Here is a 12187-nt window from a genome sequence, read left to right as displayed (position 1 = left end):
CTTCTTTTCCGTCGGTCAGCTTTCGAATGCGGTCCCAGCCTTCGCCGCGCCGGCGCGGGCAAAAGCGAGGGTGGCGATGGCGGTATCCTGGATGCCGGTTCCGGTGAGGTCGGCGAAGGTGATCTGGTCGTCGCTGGTCCGTCCCTGCACCCTGCCGGCGACGATCTGGCCGAGTTCGGCGAAGACGGCATCGGGCGCGACTAGGCCGGCGCCGATTGCGTGATGCAACTCGCCGAGACGCCGCGTCTGCATCAGGCTGTCGGCGACATAGAGGCCGGCGTCGGCGATGACGGCCGGATCGATCTCGTTCTTGTGCTCCGCATCCGAGCCCATGGCCGTCAGATGCTGTCCGGGTTCCAGCCACCCGGCCTGAATGATCGGCGCTTCCGAGGGTGTGGTGGTCACGACGATATCGGCGCCGGAGATTGCGCGCCTTGGATCCGATATCGCGGTGACGGGAAAGCCGAGCCTTGCGGTCAGTTCCGCTGCGGCGCTCTCGGCTTTTGCGGCATCACGCGCCCATATTCGGGCTTCGCGGATCGGCCGCGCCAGCGTCAAGGCTTCAAGCTGCAGCCGCGCCTGCATGCCCGCCCCGAAGACGGCGGCCATGGATGCATTTTCACGCGACAGACATTTGGCCGCGACCGCGCCGGCCGCCGCGGTGCGTATGTCGGTGAGATAACCATTGTCCAAGAGCAGTGCCTGTACCAGCCCGGTCCGGCTCGACAACAGCACCATCATGCCGTTGGTGCTCGGCAGCCCAATCTTGGGATTGTCGAAGAAGCCGGGGCTGATCTTGATCGCGAAGCTTTCGATCCCCGGGATATAGGCCGTCTTCACATCGACTTCGCCGCGATGTTCCGGAATGTCGAGTCGCAGGATCGGCGGCATGGCGACGGCCTTGGTCGCAAGCGCTGCAAAGGCCTGCTCGACGCAGGTTACCGCATCCAGGTCAAGGCCGATGATTTTCCTGAGCTCCGCTTCCGTCAGAATGATCATCCGGCTCACGACCCATCCTCCCCGAACATCGCCGCCTCACCGTTGATTACCCGTCGGTGCTGTTCCATGTCGACATTCCGCCCGGACAAGATCGCAACCACAGGACCGCCGGAGCGGATCTTTCCCGCAAGCAGGGCGGCGATGCCGACCGCACCCGCGCCTTCGACGATCTCCCGCTCGCAGGAATAGGCGTGGCGCATGCCGGCGGCGATTTCCGCCTCCGCCAGCAGGATGACGTCGTCGAGAAGCGCGCGGCACATGGCGAAGGATACGCGATTGTCGAGGCCGATGCCGCCGCCGAGCGAGTCGGCAAGGCTCGGCCTTTCCTCGACCTGCACCGGCCTGCCGGCGTCGAGGCTCGCCTTCATCGCCGCACCCCGTTCCATCGTCAGGCCGATCACCTTCGTCTTCGGGCTGACACCCTTGATCGCGGCGGCAACACCCGCCGCAAGACCGCCGCCGGAGAGAGGCACCAGAACCGTGGCTGCTTCCGGCAAAGCGTCGATAATCTCGAGCCCCAGCGTCCCCTGCCCGGCCACGACAGCCGGATGGTCGAAGGGCGGGACCATCACCAGCCCCTCCTCGCCAACCAACCGGTCGACCTCTAACTGCGCCTCGTCCTGCGACAATCCGACGATGCGGATATCGGCGCCGAGGCGGCGGATTTCCGAAATCTTGTTCTCCGGCACCAGCTGCGACATGCAGATGGTTGCGACGGCACCTTCAGCTTTCGCCGCATAGGCAAGCGCACGGCCGTGATTTCCGGTCGAGGCGGCGACGACGCCGCGCGAACGTTCCGCCGGCGACAAGGAGAGTACCGCATTGGTCGCGCCACGCAGCTTGAAGCTGCCGGTCGTCTGATGATGTTCGAGCTTGAGATGGACAGGTACACCGGCGAAGTCGCCAAGCGATGGCGACTGCATCATCGGTGTTTCGATAACCCGGCCGGAGATCCGCCGCGCCGCCGCGCGAATACCCTCCAGCGAAACGGGCAAGGTGCTCGCCATGATCTCAGCCTTTCCCGTAGGGCTTGGTCATCAATTGCCCGAATTCGGGCCGCGCCCGGTCATCGCCGCAAAGCCTCATGCAGGCCCAGGCGGTTGCGAGATTGCTGGTGACCACGGGCTTGCCGGTCTCGGCTTCGATGCGGGCGGCGACCTCGGCGGCGCGCAGAGCCGTGCAGGAGATGAACAATGCATCGGATTGCGGCGCCAGCGCCTGGCGTGCGAAGGCTGCGATGTCATCCGGCGCAATCCGCGCCATCTCGCGATCATCACTCAGGCCGAGACAGGTGAAACGGTCGATCGTAAAGCCGAGATCGACGAAATAATCCGCCATTGGCCGGCTGGTTTCGATCGTATAAGGCGTCAGCACCGAAATCCGGCGGGCGCCGAGCGCCCGGAGGCCCTTCACGGCCGCCGCCGTCGGCGTCACCACTGAAGCACCCGGCTTGGCCGCATTGATCGCCGCCTCGATATTGCGGTCGCCAATGACGACCGAAGCGGAGGTGCAGGAATACATGACCGCATCCAGCGTCTCATCCGGCAGGATCAGCGCAGCACCTTCCGTCAGCGACGGCTGCATCTTCAAGAGGTTTTCCGGTGTGACCGGATTGGCATAGCGGATGCGACTGACATAGACGCCGATGCGGTCGCTGGCGACCATTCGCCGGAAATCGACTTCCGTCGTGTGGTCGGTCGCCAGGATGATCAGGCCGATGCGCTTTTCGAGCGGCCGGTCGTCCAGCCGCGGCAGCCGGCCGACGGGAGTGATCTCGATTGCTGCGGTCATATCAATCATCCATCCTGGCGTAACGTTCCTCGAGCCAGCGCAAACCCACGACCGAGATCAGGCTGATGATGAGGAAGAAAACCCCGACCAGCGTCATCGGCTCGATGTAGCGGTAATTGCTGTTGGCGATGCTCTTTGCCTGGTTCATCAGTTCAAGCACGGTGATCGCCGAAAGCAGCGGCGTCTCCTTGAACATGGCGATGAAATAATTGGCGAGCGCCGGGATCATCGGCGGAATCGCCTGCGGCAGGACGACGTGGATCCAGGCCTGGCGCGTCGTCAGATTGGTGGCCTTGGCGGCTTCCCACTGTCCGCGCGGCACATTCTCGATGCCGGCGCGATAGACCTCGGCAGTATAGGTCGCATAGTGAATGCCCATGCCGATGACGCCGGCGGTGAGCGGCGACAGTCGGATGCCGATATCAGGCAACACGTAGAAGATGAAGTAGAGCTGCACCAGCAGCGGCGTGCCGCGGATGAATTCCGAGACGAAGCCGACCGTTCTCGAAATGGCGGCGACCGGCGACCGCCGCGCAATGGCAAGGCCAAGGCCCGCGGCCATGGCGACGGCAGCGCCGAGGATGGTCGCGAGAATGGTGATCTTGAACCCTTCGAGAAGGGTCGGCATGATCTGCCACACGAAGTCCCAATCCCATTCCATCCGATCAGCTCCTTATGCCGTCGAGGCTGCGGGCGATGCGCCGCTCCAGCCAGCGCATCGCCGCCGAAATCGCCAAGGCCATGAGAAAGTAGAGGATGAGGATCGTTGCGAAGGGCACCAGCGTATTGCCGGTCTGCGCACGCACCACCTGCGCCTGGAAGGTCATATCCGTCAGCGAGATCAGCGACACGACGGCCGTGCCCTTCAAAAGCTCGATCGCATTGTTGCAGAAGGTCGGCAGCATCAGCGGCAGCGCCTGCGGCAGGATGACGTGGCGCATGCGCTGGTAGCGCGACAGATTGAGCGCAACACAGGCTTCCGACTGTTCGCGCCCGACGGCCTTGACCGCGCCGCGCACCACTTCCGCCGCATAGGCGCCGACATTCAGGCCGAGCGCCAGGACACCCGCCTGCAGCGGCGTCAGGGTCAAGCCGGCAAAAGGCAGCACGAAATAGACCCAGAAGAGCTGGACGAAAATCGAGGTGCCGCGGAAGAACTCGATATAGGCGGTCGCCAGAGCCCTGACGGCAAAGAAGCGCGACAGGCGACCGAGCCCCGCCAGGAAGGCCATCACCAGCGCCAGTGCGGACCCCATGACCGTCAACTGAAGCGTGACCAGGGCGCCCTCAAGGATCAGTGTCAGATAGCCGGACCATACCGACATCGGCAACTCACTTCTCTGGAGATCGTGCGAAGGGCAAACCGGCCATGGAAGGACGCATGGCCGGCCGTTCTCATCAGGTTACTTGGCTGCGGCGCAGAGCTTGTCGCGGCTGGTCGACATCGCCGCCTTGGCCGAGAAGCCATAGGGCTCGATGATCCTGGCGAATTCGCCCGATTCCTTCAGTTTCTTCAGCTCGACGTCGAAGGCATCGCGTAGCGCGACATCCTGCTTGCGGAAGGCGGCGCCATCGCAATAGACCGGTGCATTGACCACCGGGGCGACGGTTTCGAGATTGGGGTCCTTCGCCTTGGCCATTAGGTCGTGGATCGACAGGACCGGCAGCGAATAGACGTCGATGCGGCCGTCCTGCAGCATCTTGATGCCGCTCTGGCCATCAGGAACGACGATGACGCGGTCACGCGGCACGCCGGCCTCGAGCGCCAGCTTCTCCTCGGTGCCGCCGCCCGGTGCGCCGATCTTGGCATCGGGATTGTCGGCGATATCCTTGTAGCTCGTCAGCTTCAGCGGATTGCCTTTCTTGAGAGCGAAGGCTTCGGCGTCGCAGAGGATCGGTTCGGAATAGGCGACGGCATTGCAACGCTCCGGCTTCATGAACAGGCCGGCGGTGATCGCGTCGTGGCGGCCGGCCTGCAGACCGGGGATCATCGCGCCATATTCCGAAATCGAGGCGACCACTTCCTTGACGCCGAGCTTTTCGAAGATTACGCGCGCCACATCGGGCGCGGCACCGGACACCTTGCCGTCGGCACCGACGGCTGTGAACGGCGGCTCGTTGGCGATGGCGATGCGGGCAAAACCCTGCTCCTTCAGTTGCTCGAGCTTGTCATCGGCGGCGGAAGCCGGGCCGGCGGCCGCGGCCAGAAGCACCGACAGGCTGACGGCGCTCAAAACATATCCTGCTTTCATGGTTCCCAACTCCTCTGGCTTTCCTTTGAGTTTTGTTCTTTGCGGGCAATGTCTGAGGTCAGACGCGGTGCCCAGCCGCTATGATCTTGCGCAGGAAGGTCTGCGTCCTCTCCTGCGTCGGATTTCTGAAGATATCGCCCGGCTTGCCTTCCTCGACGATCTTGCCTCGATCGAAGAACAGCACGCGGTCGGCGAAGTCATGGGCGAAGCCCATTTCATGCGTGACGAGAAGCATCGTCATATCGGTCTCGGAGGCCAGCCGGCGCATGACGTTCAGCACCTCTTCGACCAGTTCCGGGTCGAGCGCCGAGGTCACTTCGTCGAACAGCATGATCTTCGGCGACAGCGCCAGCGCCCGGGCAATGGCGACGCGCTGCTTCTGTCCGCCGGAAAGCTGCGCCGGGACGCTTTTCGCCTTGTCGGCCAGGCCGACCATATCGAGAAGCTCCATTGCCCGCTTTTCGGCCTGCGGACGTTTGATGCCCTTGGTCAGCATCGGCGCCAGCGTCACATTGTCGAGCACGCATTTGTGCGGAAACAGATTGAAGTGCTGGAAGACCATGCCGATCTTTTCGCGCATGCGATGAAGGTGCCGTTCATCGGCCGGCACCAGCCCGCTGCTGCCTGCCATATGGTAGAGTTGTTCGCCGTCAACCTCGATATGGCCGCCGCTGATCGTCTCCAGCGTCATCAGAATGCGCAGGATCGTCGTCTTGCCGGAGCCAGACGGCCCGATCAGCGCCAGCTTCTCACCCGGCATGACATTCATCGACAGGCCGTCGAGCACGGTCAGCGGGCCGTATCTCTTGACGATGTTGTCGATGCGGATGATGGGCTGAGGCATTCATGTCTCTCCCTGTTGAGACAAGCAATACCCTAACGATGACGGCCCATCAAAATCATGTCAATTCGTAAAATAATATCATGACAATTATTCTGAGAATGCTCAAAGGAGGGGCAGCGCCATCAAATCGCCAGCAGCAGCTCTTCCGGATTTCCCTGTGCCAAAGAAGCGACGATCCCAAGCCCGGTCCGCAACTCGCTTTCGGTCGTCGAGCCGAGCGAAATGCGCACGGCCGGCGTCGAGCCCTGGTCGGCGGTGCGGAACGATTTGCCGGGCGCGATCGCCACGCCGCGCAGCCTCGCCTGCGAGACGAAACCATCTTCCGCATGGTTGCCGGCGAGCGGCAGCCAGACATGCAGGCTTTGCGGGTGCGCCCGGTAGCTGAGGCCGGCCAGCATCTCTGCTGCGATCGCGTGGCGGCTCGCAAGGGCGCGGCGTTGCCAGTTGACCAGCTCCATCGCCGTGCCGTCGCTGACCCAGCGGCTGGCGATCTCGGCCATGGCAGGCGTCGCCATCCAGCTGGAAACGAGATGCCGGTTGGCGACGGCGGCGACATAGCGGTCGGGTGCGACGAGATAGCCGATCCTGAGGCCGGGAACGGTGATCTTCGTGAAACTCGTGACGTAGAGCGTCCGCTCCGGCGCAAAGGCGGCCATCGGCGGCGCCCGGTTCTCAACCATCGGACCGAGAATATCGTTTTCAATGATCGCGATGTCATGCTTGGCGGCAACGGCGGCAAGCGCCTGGCGACGCTCGGCACTCATCAGCGACGCCATCGGGTTGATCACCGAGGGCTGCAGAAAGATTGCCCGGATCGGCCCCGTGCGGCAGGCTTCATCAAGCGCCTCCGGGATCATGCCCTCCTCGTCGATCGCCAGCCCCTCGAGATGCAGGCCGAGATAGCCGCAGAGCGGCACCAGCGTATGGTGACTGACCGCTTCGGTGGCAATGGTCGAGCCGGGCGGCGCGACGCTCATCAGCGCGACCGTCATGCCCGAGGTCGCGCCATTCGTCACGCTAATATTCAGCGGCGACACGTCGAGCCCGCAGCGCGCCAGCCATTCGGTGGCGACCGTGCGGTGGCGCGGAAACACCATGTTCGGCCGGAACGACAAGGCGGAGACTGGAGGGCAGGTTTTCCGCAAGCCAGCCGAAGGCCTGGCGCAGCCTTTCCAGGTGGATCTGCTCGCAGACCGGCTTCAGGATCGACAGATCGATCACCTCGCCCAGCCGTTCCGGCAGATAAGGCGGCTCCGGCTCGCGCGGCCTGGTCTGGACGAAGCTGCCGCGGCCGATCTCGCCGGAGATCAGCCCCCGGCGGCTGAGTTCGTCATAGGCACGGCTGACCGTCTGCACGGAAAGATGCAGATCGTCCGCCAGCTTGCGATGCGGCGGCAATTGCGCCCCGTCGGAGAGCTTGCCGTCGGTGATCGCGTTGGCGATCTGCTCGGCAAGCGAGAGGTAAGCCGGCCGGCGGAGTTGCGAGGGATCGGGGCGCCACTTTGTCATGATTTTACACTGCTGAAAATCAGTTCAATTGACAATGCCAAAATGCGCTTCCATTGTCTTTTCGCTGCGTTTGAAATGATTTCTTTCTAAAGAAAGCACCATGAAGCTCGACGCCATCGACCTGCGCATTCTCGACGCCGTCCAGCGCGACGGCCGCATCACCAAGCTGGCACTGGCCGAAAGGGCAGGCCTGTCGCCGACGCCGTGCTGGATGCGGCTGCGCAAGCTCGAAAAGGCGGGCATCATTACCGGCTACCACGCCCGCATCGCCCCGCGGCGCATCGCGCCGGTCGCTAGCGTGATGATGGAAGTGACCCTCGCCAACCATCGCCAGACTGATTTCGAGCGCTTCGAGCGCGCCGTTGCCGCAATCTCGGAGATCGTTGCCTGCTGGTCGGTCGGGGGCGGCGTCGATTACATCCTGAAAATCATCACCGCCGACATCGACGCCTATCAGCGGCTGGTCGACGGGCTTCTCGACCGCGAACTCGGCATCGACCGCTACTTCACCTATATCGTCACCAAAACGGTGAAGGAAGAAACGGTGCTTCCGGTCTCTTCCTTCGCGGCATCCGACGAGGAACAGAGCCCCTCCTAGACAATCTCTCTAGCAGGCGGCCATCCTTTAGACCGTTTCTCTCTTCTGGCCTTCGCCAAAGGACAATCTCTCGCCCGCTCGTGTGGAAGACTTGCGTCACCGCCACGAGGAGATTGGACATGACCGCCGTTTTTGCCCGCCCCGCCTATCATGATGCGCTGTCGCGGCTTGCCGACCGTCATCTCCTGCGCGATCTCGCCTATGTCGGCGGCCGCTGGATCGTCGGCACGACAGGCAAAAGTTTCGAAGTTACCGATCCGGCCTCCTCAGGGACGCTTGCCTGGGTTGCGAGCCTCGGTATGGACGAGACGGCAACCGCAATCGATGCGGCGGCGCAGTCCTTTGCCGCCTGGCGCGCCATGCTGCCGCAGAACCGCGCGACCATCCTACGGAAGTGGCACGAGCTGATGCTCGCGGCCAAAGAGGATCTGGCGCTGATCATGACGCTCGAACAGGGCAAACCGCTTGCGGAAGCGCGCGGCGAGATCGATTACGCCGCCTCCTTCATCGAATGGTATGCCGAGGAAGGCAAACGGCTGAATGCCGAAAGCATCACCAGCCACCTGCCCGGGGCGGAAATGATCGTCCGGCGCGAGGCGCTCGGCGTCGTCGGCATCGTCACGCCCTGGAATTTCCCCTCTGCGATGCTGACCCGAAAGGCCGCCGCCGCGCTTGCGGCCGGCTGCACTGTCGTCGCCCACCCCTCTTCGGAAACCCCGCTTTCGGCGCTTGCCCTCGCCGAACTCGGAGAACGGGCCGGCATTCCCGCCGGCGTCTTCAATGTCGTCACCGGCCATGCCGCAACGATCGTCGGAGGCATGTGTGCCGATCCTCGCCTGCGGGCCATAAGCTTCACCGGCTCCACCGAAGTCGGCCGCCTGATTGCCGCCCAATGCGCCCCGACCATGAAGCGGCTGGTGATGGAACTCGGCGGCCACGCACCGCTGATCATCTTCGACGACGCCGATATCGAAAAGGCGGTCGAGATCGCCGTCGACGCCAAGTTTGCCACATCCGGCCAGGATTGCCTTGCCGCCAACCGCATCTTCGTCCATCGGCGGATCGCCGACGGCTTCACCAAGGCTTTTGCCGCCCGCATCGGGGAGCTGAAGGTCGGCGCCGGGCTCGAGGACGGCGCCGAGATCGGGCCGCTGATGCATGAGCGCGCTGTCATCAAGGTCGAGGAGCAGGTCGCCGACGCGCTGGCGCAGGGCGCACGCCTCGTCACCGGCGGCAAACGCCATAAGGCCGCCCGGCTCTTCTACGAGCCGACGCTTTTGACGGATGTGCCGGCAAATGCGCTGATCATGCGCGAGGAGACCTTCGGGCCTGTGGCAGCACTTGCCACCTTCGACACCGAAGAAGAGGTCGTCGCCCGCGCCAATGATACCGAATACGGCCTTGTCGCCTACGTCGTCACCGAAAACGGCGCCCGCCAGATGCGTCTCGGCCGCGCGCTCGAATATGGCATGGTGGCGGTCAACCGCGTGAAGATCACTGGCGGCCCTATTCCCTTCGGCGGATGGAAGCAGTCCGGCCTCGGCCGCGAGGGCTCTCGCCATGGGCTCGAGGCCTTCACCGAGCTCAAATATCTCTGCATCGACACCGCCGCTTAAAGCTCTTTGTTTTTACGCATGTCGTTATCCCGGAACCGCGGCACACTTCCGGGCGACATGCACTAACCGCCCATTTCAAAAAGAGGACAGGACATGCTCGACAAAAGCAACGAACTCACCGCCTGGGACCGCGATCACTTCTTCCATCCCTCCACCCATATGGGCATGCATGCGCGCGGCGAGACGCCGACCCGCGTCGTCGCCGGTGGCGAAGGCGTCTACATCACCGACACGACAGGGCGGAAAAGCCTCGACGCCTTTGCCGGCCTCTATTGCGTCAATGTCGGCTATGGCCGCCGGGAGATCGCCGACGCGATCGCCGAACAGGCAAAGAACCTCGCCTATTACCACGCCTATGTCGGCCACGGCACCGAGGCCTCGATCACGCTTTCGAAGATGATCATCGATCGTGCGCCTGAGGGCATGAGCCGCGTCTATTTCGGCCTGTCGGGCTCGGACGCCAACGAGACCAACATTAAGCTCATCTGGTATTACAACAATATCCTCGGCCGACCCGACAAGAAGAAGATCATTTCGCGCTGGCGCGGTTATCACGGCTCAGGCGTCATGACCGGCAGCCTCACCGGCCTGGCACTCTTCCACAATGCCTTCGACCTGCCGCGCGCGCCGATCCTTCATACCGAAGCGCCCTATTATTTCCGCCGGCCCGACCGCGCGATGGGCGAGGAGCAGTTCTCGCAATATTGCGCCGACAGGCTGGAGGAGATGATCGTCACCGAAGGACCGGACACGATCGCCGCCTTCATCGGCGAACCCATCCTCGGCACCGGCGGCATCGTGCCGCCGCCGAAAGGCTACTGGCAAAAGATTCAGGCCGTACTCGACAAATACGACATCCTGCTTGTCGCCGACGAAGTCGTGACCGGTTTCGGCCGTCTCGGCACGATGTTCGGCTCGGATCATTACGGCATGAAGCCGGATCTGATCACCATCGCCAAGGGCCTGACCTCGGCCTATGCCCCGCTTTCCGGCACGATCGTTTCGAGCAAGATGTGGCAGGTGCTGGTGCAAGGTTCCGACCAGTTGGGAGCGATCGGCCACGGCTGGACCTATTCCGCCCATCCGATCTGTGCTGCCGCCGGCATTGCCAATCTCGACCTGATCGATGAACTCGGCCTCGTCGAAAATGCCGGCGCGACCGGCGCCTATTTCCGCTCGGAACTGGCTAAAGCGGTCGGCGGCCATCGCAACGTCGGCGAAGTCCGCGGCGACGGGCTGATGGCGGCAGTCGAATTCGTAGAAGACAAGGATGATCGCAAGTTCTTCGACGCCGGCCGCAAGATCGGCCCGCAGGTCGCCACCGCCCTTCTCGAACGCGGCGTCATCGGCCGCGCCATGCCGCAGGGCGATATCCTCGGCTTCGCCCCGCCGCTCTGCCTGACACGCGAGGAGGCCGATATCGTTGTCAAGGCGGCGGCCGACGCCATCGAAACCGTCTTCAAGACGATCTGAGGAGAGCGCGGCATGATGATCCCCGAAAAGATGGCGGCCGTTCTGCTCACCGGTCATGGCGGGTTGGACAAGCTCGTCTATGACAGGCACGTGCGCGTTCCGACGCCTGCCGACGGAGAGGTTCTGATCCGCGTCACCGCTTGCGGCATGAACAACACCGACGTCTGGGTACGCCAGGGCGCCTACGGTACAGAGGACGATCCATCCGCCGTTTCCACCTGGCGCCGGCAGGGCAATACGCTGAGCTTCCCGCGCATTCAGGGCACCGATACGGTCGGCGATATCGTCGGCGTCGGTGCCGGCGTCGATCCGGCACGGATCGGCGAACGTGTCATGGTCGATTTTTCGATCTACAACCGCGACGACGACAGCCTTGCCGACATCGACTACATGGGCCATGGCCGCGACGGCGGTTATGCCGAATATATGGTCCTGCCGGCCGAGAACGCCCATGTCGTTGCAACCGATCTCACCGACGTCGAACTGGCCACCTTCTGCTGTGCCTATCTGACCGGCGAGCGCATGCTGGAGCGGGCAAGGCTTGCCGCCGGCGAACGTGTCCTCGTCACCGGCGCCTCGGGCGGCGTCGGCTCGGCGATCATCCAGCTGGCGCGCGCCCGCGGCGCCATCCCAATCGCGGTCGCCGGTCCCGGCAAGGAGGCGGCGATGCTTGAGATCGGTGCCGAGGCTGTGGTGACCTCGCGGCAAGGGCGATCTGGTCGAAGCCGTCCATTCCGCCAGCCGTGGCCAGCCGATCGACGTCGTCGCCGATCTCGTCGGCGGGCCGCTGTTCAACGACCTCTTGAAGATCCTGCGCCCGGAAGGCCGCTATACGACGGCCGGCGCCATCGCCGGCCCGGTCGTCCAGCTCGACCTCAGGACCATGTATCTCAAACAATTGGAGTTGCATGGTTCCAGCCAGGGAAGCCGCGCCGACTTCCGCCGGCTCGTCGGATATATCGAAAGCCGGAAGATCCGGCCTCTCGTTGGCGGCGTCTATCCGCTGTCGGAATTCCACCGCGCCCAGAGCGATTTCATGGCGAAAAATTTTGTCGGCAAACTGGTCGTGGTTCCGGACAAGAGATAAGCGCGATCCGATCACGCG

10 protein-coding genes and 2 pseudogenes are annotated in these 12187 nt (G+C 63.5%); 4 read left to right on the top strand and 8 right to left on the bottom strand.

Annotation, left to right across the window (positions count from 1 at the left end; genetic code table 11):
- Nucleotides 1-15: 15 nt before the first annotated feature.
- From eutC to MF410_RS29675, 8 genes and pseudogenes are all read right to left on the bottom strand, one after another.
- The gene (gene eutC / locus MF410_RS29710; protein WP_097629400.1) at nt 16-1008 is read right to left on the bottom strand and encodes an ectoine utilization protein EutC; all 993 of its coding nucleotides are present in this window, start codon (nt 1006-1008) and stop codon (nt 16-18) included.
- Nucleotides 1005-2006, bottom strand: coding sequence for a hydroxyectoine utilization dehydratase EutB (eutB, locus tag MF410_RS29705; RefSeq protein ID WP_097629399.1), 1002 nt, complete (start codon nt 2004-2006; stop codon nt 1005-1007). Before eutB ends, eutC begins: the two co-directional genes overlap by 4 nt.
- A 4-nt stretch (nt 2007-2010) precedes the next feature.
- A complete protein-coding gene (gene eutA / locus MF410_RS29700) occupies nt 2011-2790 on the bottom strand; it encodes an ectoine utilization protein EutA (protein WP_097629398.1) in 780 nt (259 codons plus the stop codon).
- A gap of 1 nt (nt 2791) precedes the next feature.
- A complete protein-coding gene (gene ehuD, locus MF410_RS29695) occupies nt 2792-3451 on the bottom strand; it encodes an ectoine/hydroxyectoine ABC transporter permease subunit EhuD (protein ID WP_097629397.1) in 660 nt (219 codons plus the stop codon).
- A 4-nt stretch (nt 3452-3455) separates the two neighbouring features.
- On the bottom strand, nt 3456-4115 hold the full coding sequence (gene ehuC / locus MF410_RS29690) for an ectoine/hydroxyectoine ABC transporter permease subunit EhuC (RefSeq protein ID WP_097629396.1): 660 nt from the start codon (nt 4113-4115) through the stop codon (nt 3456-3458).
- A 78-nt stretch (nt 4116-4193) separates the two neighbouring features.
- On the bottom strand, nt 4194-5042 hold the full coding sequence (gene ehuB / locus MF410_RS29685; RefSeq protein ID WP_097629395.1) for an ectoine/hydroxyectoine ABC transporter substrate-binding protein EhuB: 849 nt from the start codon (nt 5040-5042) through the stop codon (nt 4194-4196).
- A gap of 58 nt (nt 5043-5100) precedes the next feature.
- On the bottom strand, nt 5101-5886 hold the full coding sequence (gene ehuA / locus MF410_RS29680; RefSeq protein ID WP_012556276.1) for an ectoine/hydroxyectoine ABC transporter ATP-binding protein EhuA: 786 nt from the start codon (nt 5884-5886) through the stop codon (nt 5101-5103).
- A 122-nt stretch (nt 5887-6008) separates the two neighbouring features.
- A pseudogene (locus MF410_RS29675) lies at nt 6009-7430 on the bottom strand (PLP-dependent aminotransferase family protein).
- A gap of 65 nt (nt 7431-7495) precedes the next feature.
- Here MF410_RS29675 and MF410_RS29670 point away from each other — a divergent pair.
- The 4 genes and pseudogenes from MF410_RS29670 (at nt 7496) to MF410_RS29655 (ending at nt 12169) form a co-directional block, all read left to right on the top strand.
- Nucleotides 7496-7993 (top strand): Lrp/AsnC family transcriptional regulator, encoded by a 498-nt coding sequence (locus MF410_RS29670; RefSeq protein ID WP_097629393.1) that lies wholly within the window; start codon nt 7496-7498, stop codon nt 7991-7993.
- Nucleotides 7994-8112: 119 nt separating this feature from the next.
- The gene (locus MF410_RS29665; RefSeq protein WP_097629392.1) at nt 8113-9609 is read left to right on the top strand and encodes an NAD-dependent succinate-semialdehyde dehydrogenase; all 1497 of its coding nucleotides are present in this window, start codon (nt 8113-8115) and stop codon (nt 9607-9609) included.
- Between the two features lie 93 nt (nt 9610-9702).
- Nucleotides 9703-11082: an aspartate aminotransferase family protein gene (locus MF410_RS29660; RefSeq protein WP_097629391.1), complete on the top strand. Its 1380-nt coding sequence runs from the start codon at nt 9703-9705 to the stop codon at nt 11080-11082.
- A gap of 12 nt (nt 11083-11094) precedes the next feature.
- Nucleotides 11095-12169 (top strand): annotated as a pseudogene (locus tag MF410_RS29655) (alcohol dehydrogenase family protein).
- Nucleotides 12170-12187 lie beyond the last annotated feature (18 nt).

This window comes from Rhizobium sp. C104 (genome assembly GCF_022354505.1).
In the GTDB taxonomy this organism is placed as follows: domain Bacteria; phylum Pseudomonadota; class Alphaproteobacteria; order Rhizobiales; family Rhizobiaceae; genus Rhizobium; species Rhizobium redzepovicii.
This window is presented reverse-complemented; position numbering and strand designations above follow the sequence as displayed.